Source organism: Lysobacter niastensis, assembly GCF_015453285.1.
In the GTDB taxonomy this organism is placed as follows: domain Bacteria; phylum Pseudomonadota; class Gammaproteobacteria; order Xanthomonadales; family Xanthomonadaceae; genus Lysobacter_J; species Lysobacter_J niastensis.
Map to the genome: position 1 here is coordinate 533,151 of NZ_JADLZT010000001.1, position 18,690 is coordinate 551,840.

Below are 18,690 nucleotides of genomic sequence, written 5' to 3' on the forward strand. Positions count from 1 at the left end.
ATTCGTGAGCCCGGTCGGGGTTATCGGAACGTCCGCCGGGCGGCGTCCAGTCAGCGCGGGTTATGCTTGCAATCAATGTTATATCTCGCCTCGCAATCGCCCCGTCGCCGCGAACTCCTGGCCCGCCTTGGCCTCGATTTCGGTGTGCTCGACCTTGACATTCCCGAGCACCGCCAGCCTGGCGAGCCGGCCGAAGAATACGTGCGCCGGGTGGCGCGCGAGAAGGCAGGAGCTGGCCTTTTGAAGGTCGTCGCAAATCCTTCGGCGGTGGTGCTGGGTGCCGACACCGAAGTCGTGCTCGACGACGAGGTCTTCGGCAAGCCGAAGGATGCGGCGGATGCGACGGCAATGCTGCGGAAGCTGGCCGGCCGCACGCATCTGGTCATCTCCGCGGTTTCGGCGGTGTCGGCCGCACGCGAAATGCAGGTGGTGTCGCTGTCGGAGGTGACCTTCACCCCGCTCGACGAGCCGCGGATCGCCGCCTACATCGCCAGCGGCGAGTGGCAGGGCAAGGCGGGCGCTTACGGCATCCAGGGCGCGGCGGAGATCTTCGTCGAACGCCTGTCCGGCAGTTTCTCCGGCGTGATGGGCCTGCCTTTGCATGAGACCTCGCAGGTACTGGCCGGATTCGGCTACGGGCCATTCCCGGTCGCGCGTGCGCCGCTGCACCAGGCCGGAGTGGCATCGTGACCGAGGAGATCCTGGTCAACGTCACGCCGCGCGAGACCCGCGTCGCCGTGGTCGAGAACGGCATGCTGCAGGAGCTGCACATCGAACGCGGCTGGCGCCGCGGCGTGGTGGGCAACATCTACAAGGGCAAGGTGCAGCGGGTGATGCCCGGCATGCAGGCCGCCTTCGTCGACATCGGCCTGGAGCGCGCCGCGTTCCTGCATGCCGCCGACATCGTCAAGCCCGCGCAGGTATCCGAGGGCGACGGCGACCAGGCACCACTCCCGCCGACGCCGACCCGCCCCATCGGCGAGTTGCTGCGCGAAGGCCAGGAAATCGTCGTGCAGGTGGTGAAGGACCCGATCGGCAGCAAGGGCGCGCGCCTGACCACGCAGCTGAGCATTCCCTCGCGTTACCTCGTACTGCTGCCACGCACCCGCGTGATCGGCGTGTCGGCACGCATCGAGGACGAGGCCGAGCGCGCACGCCTGAAGAACCACGTCAGCACGCTGGCGCCCGCCGGTGAGGCACACGGCTACATCGTGCGCACCAATGCCGAGGGCCAGCCCGAGGAAGCGCTGGCGGAGGACGTCGCCTACCTCAATCGCGCCTGGGCGCTGATCGCCGAGCGCTCGCAAAGTTCGCGCGTTGGCGCCCGCGTCTACGAAGACCTGAGCCTGCCGCTGCGTGCGGTGCGCGACCTGATGCGGCGCGACGTCGAGAAGGTGCGCGTCGATTCGCGCGAGACCTGCGACCGCCTGCGCGTGTTCGCCGCGCAGTACATGCCCGGCCTGGACGAGAAGATCGAGCACTACGCCGGCGCGCGGCCGATCTTCGACCTGTACGGCGTCGAGGACGAGATCCAGCGCGCGCTGGACAAGGAAGTGCCGCTGAAGTCGGGCGGCTACCTCGTCATCGACCAGACAGAGGCGATGACGACCATCGACGTCAACACCGGCTCGTTCCTGGGCCAGCGCAACCTCGAGGAAACGGTGTACCGCACCAACCTCGAGGCCGCGCAGTCGGTGGCGCGGCAGCTGCGCCTGCGCAACCTCGGCGGCATCATCATCATCGACTTCATCGACATGCTCGACCCGGAGCATCGTCGCCAGGTGCTGCGCCAGCTCGAGAAGTCGCTGGCGCGCGACCATGCCAAGACCACGGTGTACGAGTTCTCGCCTCTGGGCCTGGTGGAGATGACGCGCAAGCGCACCACCGAAAGCCTGGAGCGGCAGCTCAGCGAGCCCTGCCACGAATGCGGTGGCCGCGGCATGCTCAAGACACCGGAGACCGTGACCTACGAGATCTTCCGCGACATCGTCCGCCAGGTGCGCCAGTTCGACGCGCAGCGCCTGCTGGTGATCGCATCGCAGAAGGTCGTTGCGCGCATCACCGACGAGGAGTCAGCGGCGGTGGCCGAGTTGGAGGAATTCCTCGGCAAGTCGATCCGTTTCCAGGCGGACGACCAGTATGCGCAGGAGCAGTTCGATGTCGTTCTGCTTTGACATTGCCGTAGCGCTCCCTGCCTCCGCAAAGAACGTCGCAGCGGGAGTGGCCGGCTGATGCCCACGCCTTTGCGCCGCCGCATGCGCATTGCCCGCCGTGGCCTGGTCTACGGTGTGGCCGTCACACTGGTGCTGATCGCCGTCCTGTTGGGCGCGGCCAGCCAGGTGCTGCCGATGGCCGAGCGTCATCCGCAGCGCGTGGCGGCATGGTTGAGCGAGCGTGCGGGCCAGCCGGTGGCGTTCGATCGCGTCGACACCGAATGGACCCGCCGTGGTCCGTTGCTGCGCCTGGACAACCTGCGGATCGGTAAAGGTGCGCAGTCCTTCGTGATTGGCGACACCGAGATGCTGGTGTCGATCTACGCGGGTTTGCTGCCAGGACACCCGTTCTCCGAACTGCGCCTGCGCGGACTCGACCTGACGCTGCAGCGCGCCGATGACGGCCGCTGGCAGGTGCGCGGACTCCCGGGCCAGCAGCAGCCGGGCAGCGATCCGTTCGCGGCCCTGGAACGCCTGGGCGAACTGCAGGTCATCGGCGGCAAGCTGGCGGTGCACGCGCCTGCGCTGGGCATCGACGCCAAGGTCCCGAAGATCGACCTGCGCCTGCAGGTGCACGGCGCGCGCGTCCGCTGCGGCGTGCGTGTGTGGGCGCGAGCCGATGCCGCGCCGCTGGACGCCGCACTGGATTTCGACCGCAAGCTGGGCGACGGACGCGCGTATGCGGTGCTGGACCGCGCGGATCTGTCCGCGTGGTCGGCGCTGGCGCGCATGGCAGGGGTTACTGTCGAATCCGGGCGTGGACGTGCTGAGGCGTGGGTCGACCTGCGCGGGCATCGCGTTTCGCAGGTCACCAGCGTGGTCGCGCTCGATGGCGTGGGCCTGCGTGGCCGTGCCGATACCGCGGCGGCCTCGGGTTCGGCCGTGCCGCGCGCCGGCTTCGACCGCGTCGAAGGACGCACGCGCTGGAAACTGATCGATGGCGGCTGGCGCTTTGATGCGCCGAAGCTGCGCATCGGCAGCGGCGATCGGCTGCAGACGCTCGATGGCCTGATGATCGCCGGCGGCGAGCGCTATGCGCTGCTCGCCGACAGCATCGATGCCGGTCCGCTGTTCGCGGTCGCGGCGTTGAGCGACCGCATGCCGGAAGGCATGCGGCACTGGATCAGGACCACGCAGCCGCGCGCCTCGCTGCGCAACATCGAACTCGCGGGACGGCGTGGCGGTCTGATGCACGCCAAGGCCCGCATCGCCACGTTCGGATTCGCCGCGGTCGGCAACGCCCCCGGCCTGCAGGGGTTGGCCGGCGATGTCGAAGGCGATGCCGACGGCTTCACGTTGCGCTTCGATCCGTCCTCGGCGCTGGCATTCGACTGGCCGAGCGGCTTCGGCGTGGTGCACACCGTCCACCTGACCGGCATGGTCAGCGGCTGGCGCGAAGGCAATGGCTGGCGCATCGGCACGCCGGCGCTGCGCGTGAAGAGCGACACGTTCGGTGTAAACGCCCGTGGCGGTATGTGGTGGCAGGGCGACGGTACGCGGCCTTGGATCGACATCGCGACCGACATCGAGGAAACCGCGGTGCCGGTGGCCAAGGGATTCTGGATCCGCCACCTCATGCCGCCGACGGTCGTGAAGTGGCTGGACGAGGCGCTGCTGGCAGGTCGCGTGCAGAACGGCCGCGCGGTCGTCACCGGCGATCTCGACGAATGGCCTTTCACCGGGCACAACGGCCGCTTCGAAGCGAGTGCGCACCTGGCGGACATGTCGCTGAAGTTCCAGCCCGGCTGGCCGGCGGCGGATTCGGTCGAAGGCGACGTGCGCTTCATCGCCGACGGCTTCACCCTGACCGGCAAGGGCAAGCTGCTTGGCGTCGAACTGCAGCAGTTGCAGGCCGGCATCGACCACTACCACGACGGCGACCTGACCGTGAACGCGCGTGGCGGCGGCGATGCCGCGCAACTGCTCGCGCTGATGCGGCAGAGCCCGTTGCATGCCACCCACAAGGACACGATCGACAACCTGACCGCGCGCGGAGGCGCGAAGGTCGGCTTCGACCTCGACCTGCCGCTGCGCCACGGCGAACCGTTGAGCATCGGCGGCAACGTCGAACTCGTCGATGCGCGCCTGAGCGAGCGCCGCTGGAAGCTCGACTTCGACCGCGTCAACGGCAAGGCCGAGTATTCGCTGGGCGGGTTCCGTGCCGACGACCTGCGCGTGATCCACGAAGGCCGTCCCGGTGCGTTGTCGCTGCGCGCGGGCGATTTCACCCGCGACCGGAACCATGTGTTCGAAGCCGGCCTGGACGCCATGTTCGGCACCGACGCGCTGCTCGACCGCGCGCCGGAACTGGCCTGGCTGAAGCCGCACATGGAAGGACAGTCGCCGTGGACCATCGGCGTGCTGATTCCCAGGTCCGCGCCGGGCAAGGAAGCGAACGCGCTGTTGCAGTTGCGCTCCTCCCTCGTCGGCACCGAACTGACCTTGCCCGAACCGTTGCGCAAGCCTGCCGACGAGACGCTGGCCACCAGCGTCGAGACGCCCTTGCCGATGGGCAGCGGCGACATCCTGGTCAACCTGGGGCAGCGCATCGCGCTGCGCGCGCGCAGTGCGAACGGACAGACCGGCGTGCGCATCGCGCTCGGCAGCCAGCGCGTCGACGAAGCTCCGCCGGCGAACGGGCTGGTCGCGACCGGCCGCGCCGCCGCGCTCGATGCGATCGACTGGATCGCGCTGCTGCACGGAGGCGAAGGCGAGGGCTTGCCGCTGCAGCGCATCGATGTCGTCGCGCAGAAGCTCAACCTGCTCGGCGGCGCTTTCCCCGACACCCGCGTGATCGTGGTGCCTGCCGCGCGAGGTGCCACCGCGATCCAGACCGAAGGCGAATCGCTGGAAGGCGCGCTGCTGATACCGGCGGGCGAGGGCGCCACGATTGCCGGCCGTTTCGACCGTTTCCACTGGCGCGCGGCACCGGCCGTGGCGGGAGCTCCAGCGCCTGCCGCATCCGCGGTTCCGGTTGCGGGGCCGGCTGCGCCCGCGGGCGCGACCGCCGCGGCTGCCGATCCGATCAACCCCGCCAAGGTTCCGCCGCTGGCCATCGACTTCACCGACCTGCGCCTGGCCGATGCCAAGCTCGGGTCGGCACGCCTGCGCACCCGGCCGACGTCCAGCGGCCTGCACATCGACCAGCTCCAGACCCGCACCGACCAGCACCGCATCGACGTGGCCGGCGACTGGGCCGGGCGCGGCGGCGATGCGCGCACCCACCTCGACGTCCGCATCGGCAGCGACGACTTCGGTGCGCTGCTGGGTGGCTTCGGCATGGGCAGCCGCCTTGGCGGCGGCGAAGGCACGATGCATTTCGATGCCGGCTGGAGCGGCAGTCCGGCGGCGTTCGACCTGGCGACGCTGGAGGGCAGCCTCACTGCCGACATCCGCAACGGCCGCCTGCTGGAAGTGGAGCCCGGCGCTGGCCGCGTGCTCGGCCTGCTCAGCCTGGCCCAGCTGCCGCGGCGCCTGATGCTCGATTTCCGCGACTTCTTCTACAAGGGATTCGCCTTCAACCAGGCCGGCGGCCGCGTCGACTTCAGCGGCGGCTATGCACGCAGCGACAAGCTGACCATCGACGGCCCGGCGGCATCGATCGGCATCCGCGGTTCGGCCAACCTGCGTGCGCAGAGCTTCGACCAGACCATCGAGGTCAAGCCCAAGGCCGGCAACCTGCTCACCGTCGCCGGTGCCATCGCCGGTGGCCCGGTCGGCGCGGCGATCGGCGCGGCGGCGAATGCCGTGCTGCAGAAGCCGATCGGCGAGATGGCCTCGCGCACCTACCGGGTCACCGGGCCGTGGAAGGAGCCTAAAGTGGAGGTCGTCGGCAGCGAGCAGAGCCGCGCCTCGACGGTCCCCGCCAGCCCGCCGACCGATTGAGCCCGGCCACTACCGTGGCCGGCGTGGTTGAACCCGCCCGCGGCGCCCGCATCTTGATGGGATACCGTCGCCCGCGGCGCCCCGTTCATCGCCGCGCCGCCACCGGCGCTTCCGGCAGGGGCGCACTCCGCCGTTTGCGCCGTATAACCGCATTGCCTGCCGCCATTCACACGAGTTGAGCGACCCACGCCGATGAACCTCCCGATCCAGATCGCCGAAACCCGCCTGCTGCTGCCCGCCGGACTCGATGCCGGTGGCCTGGAGCGAACCTTCGGCACGCTGCTCGGACCCGGCATCGATTTCGGCGACCTGTATTTCCAGCATGCACGCCGCGAGAGCTGGACCGTGGAGGACGGCATCGTCAAGGACGGTGCGCACTCGATCGAACAGGGCGTGGGCGTGCGTGCGATCAGTGGCGAGAAGACCGGCTTCTCCTATTCCGACGAAATCAACGGCGAGGCCCTGCTGGCGGCGTCGAAGTCGGCGCGTGCCATTGCGCGCGACGGCGCGATGCAGGCCACTCGTTCGCTGGTGCGTGGCAACGGCCGCAGCCTGTATCCGGCCGAGGATCCGATCGACGGCTACGGCAATGAAGCCAAGGTCGAGACGCTGCGCCGCATCGATCGCATGCTGCGCGCCGCCGATCCGCGCGTGCAGCAGGTGATGGTGAGCCTGTCCGGTGGCGTGGACACCGTGCTGATCGCGCGCAGCGACGGCGTCATGGCCGCCGACGTGCGCCCGCTGGTGCGCCTGAACGTGCAGGTCATCGTCGAACAGAACGGACGCCGCGAGAGCGGGTACGCCGGCGGCGGCGGTCGCTACAGCTATGCCGAACTGCTCGACGGCGACAAGCCGGAGCGGCTCGCGCGCGAGGCGCTGCGACAGGCCCTGGTCAACCTCGACGCGATCGATGCGCCGGCCGGCGTGATGCCGGTGGTGCTCGGCAGCGGCTGGCCCGGCGTACTGCTGCACGAGGCGGTGGGCCACGGCCTGGAAGGCGATTTCAACCGCAAGGGCACGTCGACCTACGCCGGGCGCATGGGCCAGCGCGTGGCATCGCCCGGCGTGACCATCGTCGACGACGGCACGCTGCCGGGCCGTCGCGGTTCGCTCAATGTCGACGACGAAGGCACGCCGACGCACTGCACGACGCTGATCGAGGACGGCGTGCTGGTCGGCTACATGCAGGACACGCTCAACGCGCGCCTGATGGGAATGGCGCCGACCGGCAACGGCCGCCGCGAGTCGTTCGCGCACCTGCCAATGCCGCGCATGACCAACACCTACATGCTGGCGGGACCGCACGATCCGGAGGAGATGATCCGTTCGGTGAAGAAGGGCCTGTACGCGGTCAACTTCGGTGGCGGCCAGGTCGACATCACCAGCGGCAAGTACGTGTTCTCGGCGACCGAGGCCTACCTGATCGAAGACGGAAAGATCACCGCGCCGGTCAAGGGTGCGACGCTGATCGGCAACGGCCCGGAGACGATGCAGCGCGTAAAGATGATCGGCCATGACCTCGCCCTCGACGAAGGCGTGGGCGTGTGCGGCAAGGACGGGCAGAGCGTGCCGGTCGGTGTCGGCCAGCCGTCGCTGCTGATCGACCAGATCACCGTGGGTGGAACGCAGGCGTGAGGCCCGAAAGGCGCCTTTGCTCGACATCCCGGCGAACGCCGGGATCCATTTCGCCGTCGTTGTCGCCTGACGTTACGGTCAGGGGATGGATCCCAGCTGTCGCCGGGAAGGCGTATTCAAGTCTCGAAGCCGTCTTCGGCGTCGTCGCCGCCCGGTTCGTCGGCGTCAGCCACCGCGCCACCCAGCAGCAGATCGCGCAACGCCCGGTACAGCTCGCGGAACGAGCGCGGCGGCTTGTTGCGCTTGCGTTCCTCCAGCGTGTTGCGCACCAGTTGGCGCAGCTGCTGGCGGTCCGCAGTCGGATACTCGTCGAGCAGTTGCGCAAGCGCCGCGTCGCCGCCCTCGAGCAGCCGTTCGCGCCAGGCCTCGACGCGGTGCATCGCCGCGATCTCGCGCCGCGCCGCGTCGCCGCTCTCGTCGAGCGCGTCGCGGATCCTTTCCAGCACCTCGTCGTCCTCGCGGCGCATCTGCTTGGCCAGGAACGCCAGCTGGCGCTTGTGGGCGATGTTCGCGGTGATGCGCTTGCATTCGCGGATATGCGGCAGCAGCGACTCGGGCACCGGCAGCTTGGCGAGCTGGGCTTCGGTCAGCGACACCAGCTTCTCGCCCAGGGCCAGCACCTCCAGCGCCTCGCGCCGGTTCTGGCTGCGGCTGGGGCCCAAAAACTCGCCGGTATCTTCGTCTCTGCCACGCATCTTGCTGCTTCCGTTTCCGCGGGCCTGCGGCCCTGACCATTTACGTAACCGTTCCGCAGGCCAGGCCTGCGGGACGACAGGTACAAGGATAAGCCATTGAACGTGATCGCTCCCTCCAACCTTCCCCAATACGCGGCCTCCCTGGGCGACAGCCACGCCCGGCTGGAGTCGCTGGCCGAGCTGTCGCAGCAACTGCTGGAGCGCTGCCGTGAGCGCGGTGCGACCCAGGCCGAGGTCTCGTGCTCGGAAGAGTCCGGGCTCAACGTCAACGTGCGCATGGGCGAGGTCGAGACGGTCGAATCCACGCGCGACCGCGGCATCGCCGTGACGGTCTACTTCGGCAAGCGCAAGGGCAGCGCCAGCACCGCCGACCTGCGCGAGACCAGCCTTGACAGCACGGTCGAGCAGGCCTGCGCGATCGCGCGCCATACCGAGGACGATGCCGCGACGGGGCTCGCCGACCCTGAGCTGATGGCGCGCGACATGCGCGAGTTCGACTCCTGGCATCCGTGGGTGATCGACGCCGACCGCGCCATCGACCTGGCGCTCGCGTGCGAGCAGGCCGGCCGCGACTCCGATGCGCGCATCGAGAATTCCGACGGCGCCTCCGTGGGCACCGGCGAGAGCATCGGCATCTACGCCAATTCGCACGGCTTCGTCGGCCGCGAGCGCAGCACCCAGCACAGCCTCGGGTGCGCGTTGATCGCCGGACGCGGCGATGCGATGCAGCGCGACGGCTGGTACAGCATCGCGCTGTCGGCCGACGAACTGGAGTCGGCCGCTTCGATCGGACGCAAGGCCGCGCAACGCGCTGCTTCGCGCCTGGCGCCGAAGCAGATCGCCACCGGCGAGTATCCGGTGCTGTTCGCCAGTGAAATGGCGCGTTCGCTGGTGGGCCACCTGCTCAGTGCAGTGTCGGGCGGCGCGCTGTATCGCCGCGCCAGTTTCCTCGTCGACGCCGCCGGTACGAAACTCTTCCCGGAGTGGTTCGCCATCGACGAGCGGCCGTTCCTGCCGCGCGGCTTCCGCTCCAGTTCGTTCGACGCCGAAGGCGTGGCGACGCGCGAATCGCCGCTGGTGCAGGACGGCGTGCTGCAGCGCTACATCCTCAGCAGCTATTCGGCGCGCAAGCTGGGCCTGCAGACCACTGCGAACGCCGGCGGCGTGCACAACCTGCAGGTCGCGGCCAACGCCGGCGACTTCGAATCGATGCTGGGCGGCATGGGCCGTGGACTGCTCGTCACCGAACTGATGGGGCAGGGCGTCAACACCGTGACCGGCGACTATTCGCGCGGCGCGGCGGGGTTCTGGGTCGAGGACGGCAAGATCCAGTATCCGGTCGACGGCATCACCATCGCCGGCAACCTCAAGTCGATGTTCGCCGCGATCGAAGCGGTGGGCAGCGACGTCGACACGCGCTCGCACGTGCGCACGGGTTCGATCCTGGTCGGTCGAATGACGGTGGCGGGCGAGGTGTGAACCAATCCGCCCCTGCCTGCACGGGAGGGGCGCTCAATTCATGCGCTTGACCCCGCCCCCGTTGCGGCCGAGAGTGTTCGCATAACCTGACCAGGAGCAGTCGGCCATGAGCGAGATTCCTCCCATTCCCGGCAGTGGTGACACCGCCAGCGGCGTCCCGGCCGACCAGCGGCAGTGGGCGATGTTCGCGCACCTGTCGGCGGTCGCCGGCGCGATCCTCACCTCCGGCGTCGGCGGTTGGGGCACGTTCCTCGGCCCGCTGATCATCTGGCTGCTGAAGAAGGACACCATGCCCTTCGTCGACGACCAGGCCAAGGAAGCGCTGAACTTCAACATCACCGTCGCGATCGTGTTCTTCGCGCTCTGGGTGCTGGTGTTCATCACGCTCGGGATCGGTTTCCTGATCGCGATCCCCGCCTGGTGCGTCGTCGGCATCGCCTGGCTCGTGTTCGCGATCATCGCCGCGGTGAAGTCCAACGACGGCATCAGCTACCGCTATCCCTTCACGTTGCGGCTGGTGAAGTAACCCTCGCACATGCCGGGCGCGCATCGCGTCCGGCATGTGGCGGCAACGCGTCATGAGAGGCGCGTCATGCGCAGAGTCCTGCTGATCGGGCCCGGCGGCGCCGGCAAGTCGACGCTTGCCGCGACCATCGCGTCGCGGCTCGGGTTGCCACTGATCCACCTCGATGCCATGTACTGGAAGCCAGGCTGGCAGGAAACGCCCAAGGACGAATGGCGCGACAAGGTCGCTGCGCTCGTCGCGCAGGAGGCGTGGGTCATGGACGGCAACTTCGGCGGAACGCTCGACCTGCGGCTGGCCGCCTGCGATACCGTGCTCTTCCTCGACATGCCACCGCTGCTGTGCATGTGGCGTGTGCTGCGGCGGCGCTGGCGTTTCCATCGCGAGGTACGTCCGGACATGGCGGCCGGATGCATCGAACGGTTGGATGCGGATTTCCTGCTCTGGATCCTCGCTTACCGATGGCGCAGTGCGCCGCGCGTGCGGGCGAAGCTGGATGCCGAGGCCCGCGCCGGCAAGCAGGTATTCGTGCTCGATTCGCAGGCTGCGGTTGATCGCTTTCTCGATGCATTGCCCGAGCCGGGCGGATCGGTGAAGCAGAGTTTAGATCTGCGGCTACGCACGGGTCGCGGCTGAAGCCGCTCCCACACGGGGTTCAACGATCGCGCTCGATCGCCATCCGGCCCAGCGCGGCCAGCGCATCGGCGCGTTCGCCGAACGGGGCCAGTGCATCGAACATCGCCGCGCGAAGTTGCTCCAGCCGCGCGCGTGAAGCGTCCAGGCCGATCAGCGCGGGGAAGGTCGCCTTGTCCTGCGCCTGGTCCTTGCCGGCGGTCTTGCCTAGCGTGGCGCTGTCGCCTTCGATGTCGAGGATGTCATCGCGCACCTGGAACGCCAGGCCGAGCGCGTCGGCGTAACGGTCGAGGCGCTGCAGTTCCTCATCGGACGCGTTGCCGCACAACGCCCCCATCCGCACGGCCGCGCGGATCAGCGCGCCGGTTTTCAGGGCGTGCAGGCGTTCCAGGTCGCCCACCGACAGGCCGCGTCCATTGCCGGTGGCGGCCAGGTCCAGCGCCTGCCCGCCGCACATACCGGCGGCGCCGGAGGCGACGGCGAGCGTGCGCAACAGTTCGACGCGGATTCGATCGCTGACCGGCGTGGCCGCCAGCACCTCGAAGGCGAGCGATTGCAACGCGTCTCCGGCGAGGATCGCGGTCGCCTCGTCGAAGGCGATGTGCACGGTGGGCTGGCCGCGGCGCAGCGCATCGTCGTCCATTGCTGGCAGGTCGTCGTGCACCAGCGAGTAGGCGTGGATCAGTTCGACCGCCGTCGCCGGCGCATCAAGTGCGCTGGCTTCCACCCCAAACAGATGGCCCGCCGCATGCACCAGCAGCGGGCGCATGCGCTTGCCGCCGAGCAGCACGGCATGGCGCATGGCGGCATGCAGGCGCTGTGGCGGGGATTGCGGATCGGGCAGGGCTCGGGCCAGCGCGGCATCGGCGCGTTCGCGCCAGGCCGCGAGCATCGAACCGGCCGCAGCCGGATCAGACATCGCCGGCGTTCTGCGGCGGCAGCGCGGTAAAGGGCTCGGCGCTCGCCGGTTCCTGCGGGTCGCTGAGCAGGCGCACGCGCAGTTCGGCCTGTTCCAGCGCCGTCTGGCAGCGGCGGTAGAGGCCGACGCCGCGTTCGTAGGCGGCCAGCGATTCCTCCAGGCTCATCTCGCCGTGCTCCATCTTCTCGACGAGCTGTTCGAGCGCATCGAGGGAGCGCTCGAAATCGGCGACGGGAGAGGTTTCGGTGTCGGGCTTGCGTGGCATGCGCGAAGTTTGCGACCGCGCCGGGAGGCGGTCAATCGCCGGGTCTGCGATTGCCGGCCGTGGCCGTCCAATCCGAGCCGCAGCTTGGGGCTATTCCTCGAACCAGCGCAGCCATGCGCCGCTTTCGCGCAGCCACGCGTCGAACTCGGCGGAATAGGCCAGGTCCGCCGCCGCCAGCACGTGGTCGTCGGCATCGCAGAGCAGCGGCATGCGCTCGCGCACCCACGGTGGCACGCCGAGGTCCTGCAGCACGTGCTTGAGGGCATGCGAGTGGTCGCGGCCGGGCAGCGCGATGCGCTCGCCGCCACGACGGCCCCGCACGATCACGTCGATGCCGAAGCCCTCGACGCCTTCCAGCCGCAGCACACCGCCGAAGGGCAGCGCCAGCGGCGCGCGGCCGTTCCATGTGCATTGCCAGTCCTGCGGCAGCGGCGTACGCGCCGAACCCGCGTGCAACAGGTCGCGCCAGCTTCGCACGACCACGTCCTGCCAGCGGAACTCGGCTTCCGCGTCGGCGCGTGCGGCCAGCACTTCGCCTTCGATACGGACAATGCCGTGCGCCGGCAGCGGCGGCAGGCCGAGCTTCGAAGTCCAGGCCCGCAGCACGCGCGCACGCCGCATGGGCGGCAACGCCGCCAGCCGCGGACGCGACAGGCAGTGGGGATCGGTGGTGGCGACGGACGCGAGCGCGGCGAGGTCGGATTCGGCGAGCAGGTCGCCCGCGTCGGCACAACGCGAGGCCGACTGCGCCAATGCGGCATCGGCGTGAGGCCAACGTTCGCGCAGCACCGGCAGCACGCGCTGGCGCAGGAAGTTGCGGTCGTGGCGGACGTCGGTGTTGCTGGGGTCGTCGATCCAGCGCAGGCCGTGCTCTTCGGCATAGGCCGCTACGGCATCGCGGCCGTGGTCGAGCAGCGGCCGCCACAGCCGTCCCCGGCCGAACTCGCGCCAGCGCCGCATCGCGCCCAGACCTTCCGGACCCGATGCGCGGAGTGCGCGCAGCAGCAGGGTTTCGGCCTGGTCGTCGCGGTGATGGCCGAGCGCGAGCACTTCATCGGCAGCCAGCAGGTCCTCGAACGCGGCATGGCGTGCCGCGCGTGCGGCGGCTTCCAATCCCTCGCCTGCGGGGACGACCTGTACCTTCACCACCGTGAGCGGGACGTCCAGCGCCGTGCACACGGCGCGGCAATGTTCAGCCCAGGCGTCGGCGTGCGGATGCAGTCCGTGATGCACGTGCACCGCGCGCAGGTCCGGGGTGTGGCGCTGGGCCAGCAGGTGCAGCAGCACCGTCGAATCCATCCCACCGCTGAACCCGACGCACAACGGTGCGTCGGGCCGGTCGTGCAGGGCCCAGGTCAGTGCGCTGGCTTCGGCGGTAAGCATGCCCAGATGGTGCCACGGCAATGGAATGCAGCAACCCATGCATGGGGCTGCTCTGGCGTGACGGGCGCCGCACTATGAGCACATTCCCTGCGGAGTCCCTCGTCGTGTCCCGGCTTTTCGATCCCCTCGAGCAACGCTCGCTGACCCTGCGCAACCGCCTGGTCGTCTCGCCGATGTGCCAGTACTCGGCCGTCGACGGCGTACCGAATGACTGGCACCTGGTGCACCTGGGCAGCCGCGCGGTCGGCGGCGCCGCGGTGGTGCTGGCCGAAGCCAGTGCCGTATCCGCGCAGGGACGGATCTCGCCGGCCGACACCGGGTTGTGGAACGACCGCCAGGCCGAGGCGTGGTCGCGGATCACCCGTTTCATGTCCGCCCAGGGCGCGATTCCCGGCGTGCAGCTGGCCCACGCCGGCCGCAAGGCCAGCACGTCGCCGCCGTGGCTGGGCGGCGCGCCGGTGTCGATCGACGATGGCGGCTGGATTCCGTCCGCGCCGTCGGCGCTGGCCTTCGGCGAAGGCTCACCGGTGCCGCGTGCGCTCGACGAGATCGAGCTGAGCAACATCGTCGACGATTTCGCCTGCGCGGCGTGGCGTGCGTTGGCCGCGGGCTTTCGCGTGGTCGAGCTGCACGCGGCGCATGGCTACCTGCTGCACCAGTTCCTCTCGCCACTGTCGAACCGGCGCACCGATGCGTTCGGTGGCAGCTTCGAGAACCGCACGCGCCTGCTGATGATGGTCATCGATGCCGTGCGAAAGGTGTGGCCGGAGCGCTTGCCGCTGTGGCTGCGCATCTCCGCGACCGACTGGGTCGACGGCGGCTGGGACCTGGAGCAGAGCATCGAGCTGGCGAGCATGGTGGGCAGCCGCGGCGTCGACCTGATCGACGTGTCCAGCGGCGGCCTCGTGCCGGGTGCGAAGATTCCGGTGCAGCCGGGTTACCAGGTGCCGTTCTCCGCCAGCATCCGCCGCGAGGCCGGCATCGCCACCGGTGCGGTCGGGATGATCACGCAGCCGCACCATGCGCAGGCCGTGATCGAGCGTGGCGAAGCCGATGTGGTGCTGCTGGCGCGCGAACTGCTGCGTGATCCCTACTTCCCGCGCCGTGCGGCGCAGGAACTGGCGGGCGAGTTGCACGCGCCGGAGCAGTACCTGCGCGCGTGGTGACGCGCAGGATGCCCGCGGGCTCAGCCTTGACGGTTGTCGGGGTCGAGCCGGCGTGCGATCTCTTCGAGAGCTCGCGCGCTGCGTTCCTGCGCTTTGGCGATGCGAATTGCCAGGACGATCAGCAGGATGGGAACGGAGAGCATCAGCGCGAAGTAGCCGATGGTGGCGAACCAGTGACTCATGCCCGTTCCCCTGAAGCGAGTGTGTTGGATGCGGCTTATGCCGCCTCGTAGGCGCCGTAGCTGCGCAGGCGCTTGTAGCGGCGATCCAGCAGGTCCTCGACCGGCAACTGCTGCAGCGCGTCGAGTTCGTTGAGCAGCACTGCCTTGAGGCGCGTGCCCATCTGCTTGGGATTGCGGTGCGCACCGCCGATCGGCTCGCGCACGACCTTGTCGATCAGTCCCAGGTCGAGCAGGCGCTTGGCGGTGAGGCCGAGCTGTTCGGCGGCGTCCTTGGCCTTGTCCGCGGACTTCCACAGGATCGAGGCGCAGCCTTCCGGCGAGATCACCGAGTAGGTGCTGTATTCGAGCATCAGCGTGCGATCGCCGACGCCGATCGCCAGCGCGCCGCCCGAGCCGCCTTCGCCGATCACGGTGCAGATCACCGGGATCTTCAGCTCGCTCATCTCCAGCAGGTTGCGCGCGATGGCTTCCGACTGGCCGCGTTCCTCGGCGCCGACGCCGGGGTACGCGCCGGGCGTGTCGATGAAGGTCAGCAGCGGCAGCTTGAAGCGCTCGGCCAGCTTCATCAGGCGCAGCGCCTTGCGGTAGCCCTCCGGACGCGGCATGCCGAAGTTGCGCTTGATCTTGCTCTTGGTGTCGCGGCCCTTCTGGTGGCCGATGATGACGACGCTGCGGCCGTTGATGCGGCCCAGGCCGCCGACGATGGCGGCGTCGTCGGAGAACGCGCGGTCGCCGGCCAGCTCCTGGAACTCGTCGCAGAGGATGCGCACGTAGTCGAGGGTGTAGGGGCGGGCCGGATGACGGGCGAGCTGCGAGACCTGCCACGGTGTCAGGTCACGGAAGATCTGGGCGGTGCGGATGCGCAGCTTGTCCTGCAGGGCATGCACTTCGGCGTCCACATCCACGGCCGGCGCGTTGCTGGCGTGGCGCAGCTCCTGGATCTTGGCTTCCAGGTCGGCGATGGGCTGCTCGAAGTCGAGGTAGTTCGGGTTCATGCGTGGGCCAGTGGCCGGAAAGGGCACAGTCTAGCCGAGGCAGGGCGACCGTACCGAGACGTGTGGCGAAGGCCCGGCAATCGCCGGGGATCGCCGAGGATGCCGGGTCGTTCGGGCCGGTGACGCACTGAAAACGACTTCATCGCGCTCCAGGGCCGCGTCGGTGGTTGAATCCCCTGCGGGAACAGTCTGGACGGGGAGTTGGCATGGGATTGCGGGCATGGATCGTGGCGGGGGCGTTGCTGTGGGCCGGAGCGGCGCACGGGGCATGGACGCACGTCGGCGACGTCGACCGGACGGAGGCCCTGCCCGATGGCATCGAGGTGTCCGCAGGAGCGGCGAAGCTCCGCGTCACGGTGCAGGCCGACGGCGTGTTCCGGGTAAGGCTGGCACCCGATGGCCACTTCGTCGGCGATGCCTCCTGGGCGGTGGTGTCGGGCGCCGCTGCGCCAACGGTCCGGGTGAGCGACCGCCGCGATGCGATGACAGTCGATGCAGGCGACGTCGTTGCGACGGTGCGCAAGTCGCCGTTGCGGGTGGAGTTTGCCGACCGCGCCGGACGCGTCCTGCTGGCCGATGCCGCGGACATGCCGATGGCATGGTCGGATACGCCGCATGGTCGGCGGGTGCGCGGCTGGAAGGCAATGCCGGCCGGCGAGCACTACTACGGTCTGGGCGACAAGGCCGGTCCGCTCGACCGTCGCGGGCGCGCCTTCACGATGTGGAACACCGATGCCTACGCATGGCAGGGCCACACCGATCCCCTCTACAAGTCGATCCCGTTCTTCATCGGGCTGCGCGCAGGCGGCGCATACGGCGTGTTCTTCGACAACACGCATCGCAGCCGCTTCGATTTCGGACAGGAGTCGGAGGATGTTCTCTCGTTCGGTGCCGAAGGTGGAGAGCTCGACTACTACTTCATCGCCGGCCCGCAGCCCGCGCGTGTGATCGAACGCTACACCGCGCTGACCGGGCGTACGCCGCTGCCGCCGATGTGGGCCCTGGGCTTCCAGCAGTCGCGCTACACGTACACGCCGGAAGCGCGCGTGCGCGAGATTGCGGACACGCTGCGCAAGGAGCGCATCCCCACCGATGCGATCTACCTCGACATCGACTACCAGGACGGCTACGCGCCGTTCACCGTCGATCGCAAGGCGTTTCCCGACTTCGAACGGATGATCGCCGACCTGCGCGCGCAGGGACTGCGCACGGTGCTGATCACCGACCTGCACATCAAGAACGACCCTGGCAAGCCGTACGCGCCCTACGATTCAGGCCTGCGTGAGGATGTCTTCATCCACAACCCGGACGGCTCGCTGTACGTGGGCCCGGTTTGGCCGGGCGACAGCGTGTTCCCCGATTTCACGCTCGGTCGTGTGCGCGAGTGGTGGGGCGGTTTGTATCGCGATTTCGTTGCGATGGGCGCGGCCGGCTACTGGAACGACATGAACGAGCCGTCGGTATTCCGCGTTCCCGGCAACACGATGTCGCTGGATGCGGTGCACCGCATGGACGACGGCAGCACGCGCGACCACCGCGCCATCCACAACGTCTACGGCATGCTCAACGCACGCGCGACCTACGAGGGCCTGCTGAAGCTGCAGCCGGACCAGCGTCCGTTCGTGCTGACGCGTGCGGCCTATGCCGGCACGCAGCGCTATGCCGCGACCTGGACCGGCGACAACACCGCCAGCTGGCACCACCTCGCACAGAGCACGCCGAACCTGTTGAGCCTGGGTCTGTCGGGCTATGCGATGGCCGGCGACGACATCGGCGGCTTCATCGGCTCGCCGTCGGCCGACCTGCTGACGCGCTGGTACCAGCTGGGCGCGTTCAATCCGGTGTTCCGCAGCCACGCCGCGACCGACACGCGCGGCCACGAAGCGTGGGTCGATGGCGAAGCGCACACCACGTTGCGCCGCGCAGCGATCGAGCAGCGCTACCGGCTGATGCCGTACCTCTACACGCTCGCCGAGGAGAACGCGCGCACCGGCATGCCGTTGATGCGTCCGGTGTTCCTGCATTACCCGCAGGCCGAAGCGTTCTACGGCAACGACCGCGACTTCCTGTTCGGCTCCGACCTGTTCGTCGCGCCGGTTGCCGACGAACGGCTCGATGCGCATGCGGTCACGCTGCCGCCGGGTACGTGGTACGCGTTTGCCACTTCGCAACAGCACGTTGCGGGCAAGACGCCCATGAAGATCGACCCGCGCCCGACCGCCGTGCCGGTATACGCGCGCGCCGGTGCCATCGTGCCGATGCAGCCGCTGGTGCAGCACACCGGCGAGACGCCCGAGGGGCCGCTGCAACTGCAGGTATACCTGCCCGCGCAGGGCGCCGGCGATTGCCGCGGCGCGTTGTACCAGGACGACGGCGTCACCATGGCTTATCGCGACGGCGCATCGTTGCGCGTGGCGTATTCGTGCGAGGTGTCGAAGCGAAATGTCAGCCTCGTCTCGCATGTCGAGTACGACGCGTACACGCCGTGGTGGAAGGATGCGGAGCTGACGCTGTTCGGTGTGGGCACCAGGCCTGCTTCGATACGCGTGGACGGGAAGCCGCTGTCAGGCTGGCGGCATGACGCAGTGGCCAAGACGCTCACGCTAACGGTTCGCGATGCACGGCGCGACTGGCGGGTGGACGTGTTGCGGTGAAGTTCGACGTGATTCCTCCGTCCGCGTCCCGTCCACCCTTCGACTCCGCTTCGCTACGCTCAG

15 protein-coding genes are annotated in these 18,690 nt (G+C 69.0%); 9 read left to right on the plus strand and 6 right to left on the minus strand.

The window, feature by feature from the left end; translation table 11 throughout:
* Positions 1-75 precede the first annotated feature (75 nt).
* The 4 genes from IU514_RS02485 to tldD all read left to right on the plus strand — a co-directional run bounded on the left by IU514_RS02485 (position 76) and on the right by tldD (position 7,733).
* Positions 76-690: a Maf family protein gene (locus tag IU514_RS02485; RefSeq protein WP_194929553.1), complete on the plus strand. Its 615-nt coding sequence runs from the start codon at positions 76-78 to the stop codon at positions 688-690.
* Entirely contained in the window at positions 687-2,174 is a 1,488-nt protein-coding gene (gene rng / locus IU514_RS02490; protein WP_194929465.1) for a ribonuclease G, read from the plus strand. The genes IU514_RS02485 and rng overlap by 4 nt, the downstream gene beginning before the upstream one ends.
* Before the next feature lie 57 nt (positions 2,175-2,231).
* On the plus strand, positions 2,232-6,098 hold the full coding sequence (locus IU514_RS02495; RefSeq protein ID WP_194929466.1) for a YhdP family protein: 3,867 nt from the start codon (positions 2,232-2,234) through the stop codon (positions 6,096-6,098).
* 192 nt (positions 6,099-6,290) lie between these two features.
* Positions 6,291-7,733, plus strand: a complete 1,443-nt coding sequence (tldD, locus tag IU514_RS02500) for a metalloprotease TldD (RefSeq protein WP_194929467.1) — start codon at positions 6,291-6,293, stop codon at positions 7,731-7,733.
* Positions 7,734-7,849: 116 nt separating this feature from the next.
* Here tldD and yjgA read toward each other — a convergent pair whose 3' ends face one another.
* Positions 7,850-8,428, minus strand: coding sequence for a ribosome biogenesis factor YjgA (yjgA, locus tag IU514_RS02505; RefSeq protein ID WP_194929468.1), 579 nt, complete (start codon positions 8,426-8,428; stop codon positions 7,850-7,852).
* Positions 8,429-8,524: 96 nt separating this feature from the next.
* Between yjgA and pmbA the strand changes: the two genes are divergently transcribed.
* From pmbA to IU514_RS02520, 3 genes are all read left to right on the plus strand, one after another.
* Positions 8,525-9,907 carry a metalloprotease PmbA gene (pmbA, locus tag IU514_RS02510; protein ID WP_386760505.1) on the plus strand — a complete coding sequence of 461 codons (1,383 nt, stop codon included), beginning with the start codon at positions 8,525-8,527 and terminating at the stop codon, positions 9,905-9,907.
* Between the two features lie 106 nt (positions 9,908-10,013).
* Positions 10,014-10,433: a DUF4870 domain-containing protein gene (locus IU514_RS02515; RefSeq protein ID WP_267464027.1), complete on the plus strand. Its 420-nt coding sequence runs from the start codon at positions 10,014-10,016 to the stop codon at positions 10,431-10,433.
* 66 nt (positions 10,434-10,499) lie between these two features.
* Entirely contained in the window at positions 10,500-11,066 is a 567-nt protein-coding gene (locus tag IU514_RS02520) for an AAA family ATPase (RefSeq protein ID WP_194929469.1), read from the plus strand.
* Positions 11,067-11,085: 19 nt separating this feature from the next.
* Here IU514_RS02520 and ispA read toward each other — a convergent pair whose 3' ends face one another.
* From ispA to tilS, 3 genes are all read right to left on the minus strand, one after another.
* Complete coding sequence (gene ispA / locus IU514_RS02525; protein ID WP_228760408.1) at positions 11,086-11,982, minus strand: (2E,6E)-farnesyl diphosphate synthase; 897 nt, start codon at positions 11,980-11,982, stop codon at positions 11,086-11,088.
* Positions 11,975-12,247, minus strand: a complete 273-nt coding sequence (locus IU514_RS02530; protein WP_194929470.1) for an exodeoxyribonuclease VII small subunit — start codon at positions 12,245-12,247, stop codon at positions 11,975-11,977. Before IU514_RS02530 ends, ispA begins: the two co-directional genes overlap by 8 nt.
* Positions 12,248-12,337: 90 nt before the next feature.
* Positions 12,338-13,630, minus strand: a complete 1,293-nt coding sequence (gene tilS / locus IU514_RS02535) for a tRNA lysidine(34) synthetase TilS (protein ID WP_194929471.1) — start codon at positions 13,628-13,630, stop codon at positions 12,338-12,340.
* Positions 13,631-13,704: 74 nt separating this feature from the next.
* Here tilS and IU514_RS02540 point away from each other — a divergent pair, with 74 nt between their 5' ends.
* Positions 13,705-14,796, plus strand: coding sequence for an NADH:flavin oxidoreductase/NADH oxidase (locus tag IU514_RS02540; RefSeq protein ID WP_194929472.1), 1,092 nt, complete (start codon positions 13,705-13,707; stop codon positions 14,794-14,796).
* Positions 14,797-14,816: 20 nt separating this feature from the next.
* Here IU514_RS02540 and IU514_RS02545 read toward each other — a convergent pair whose 3' ends face one another.
* Complete coding sequence (locus IU514_RS02545) at positions 14,817-14,978, minus strand: DUF8066 domain-containing protein (RefSeq protein ID WP_194929473.1); 162 nt, start codon at positions 14,976-14,978, stop codon at positions 14,817-14,819.
* 35 nt (positions 14,979-15,013) lie between these two features.
* Positions 15,014-15,973, minus strand: a complete 960-nt coding sequence (locus IU514_RS02550; RefSeq protein ID WP_194929474.1) for an acetyl-CoA carboxylase carboxyltransferase subunit alpha — start codon at positions 15,971-15,973, stop codon at positions 15,014-15,016.
* A gap of 206 nt (positions 15,974-16,179) precedes the next feature.
* Here IU514_RS02550 and IU514_RS02555 point away from each other — a divergent pair, with 206 nt between their 5' ends.
* Positions 16,180-18,627, plus strand: a complete 2,448-nt coding sequence (locus tag IU514_RS02555; protein ID WP_194929475.1) for a glycoside hydrolase family 31 protein — start codon at positions 16,180-16,182, stop codon at positions 18,625-18,627.
* The last annotated feature ends 63 nt before the right edge of the window (positions 18,628-18,690 follow it).

Bases quoted from the DNA above. Each gene is read 5' to 3' on its own strand.
- IU514_RS02540 (WP_194929472.1), top strand. From the start codon at position 13,705: ATGAGCACATTCCCTGCGGAGTCCCTCGTCGTGTCCCGGCTTTTCGAT.
- IU514_RS02550 (WP_194929474.1), bottom strand. From the start codon at position 15,973: ATGAACCCGAACTACCTCGACTTCGAGCAGCCCATCGCCGACCTGGAA.
- ispA (WP_228760408.1), bottom strand. From the start codon at position 11,982: ATGTCTGATCCGGCTGCGGCCGGTTCGATGCTCGCGGCCTGGCGCGAA.
- yjgA (WP_194929468.1), bottom strand. From the start codon at position 8,428: ATGCGTGGCAGAGACGAAGATACCGGCGAGTTTTTGGGCCCCAGCCGC.
- IU514_RS02555 (WP_194929475.1), top strand. From the start codon at position 16,180: ATGGGATTGCGGGCATGGATCGTGGCGGGGGCGTTGCTGTGGGCCGGA.
- tldD (WP_194929467.1), top strand. From the start codon at position 6,291: ATGAACCTCCCGATCCAGATCGCCGAAACCCGCCTGCTGCTGCCCGCC.
- tilS (WP_194929471.1), bottom strand. From the start codon at position 13,630: ATGCTTACCGCCGAAGCCAGCGCACTGACCTGGGCCCTGCACGACCGG.
- IU514_RS02485 (WP_194929553.1), top strand. From the start codon at position 76: ATGTTATATCTCGCCTCGCAATCGCCCCGTCGCCGCGAACTCCTGGCC.
- IU514_RS02530 (WP_194929470.1), bottom strand. From the start codon at position 12,247: ATGCCACGCAAGCCCGACACCGAAACCTCTCCCGTCGCCGATTTCGAG.
- IU514_RS02495 (WP_194929466.1), top strand. From the start codon at position 2,232: ATGCCCACGCCTTTGCGCCGCCGCATGCGCATTGCCCGCCGTGGCCTG.
- IU514_RS02545 (WP_194929473.1), bottom strand. From the start codon at position 14,978: ATGAGTCACTGGTTCGCCACCATCGGCTACTTCGCGCTGATGCTCTCC.
- IU514_RS02520 (WP_194929469.1), top strand. From the start codon at position 10,500: ATGCGCAGAGTCCTGCTGATCGGGCCCGGCGGCGCCGGCAAGTCGACG.
- IU514_RS02515 (WP_267464027.1), top strand. From the start codon at position 10,014: ATGAGCGAGATTCCTCCCATTCCCGGCAGTGGTGACACCGCCAGCGGC.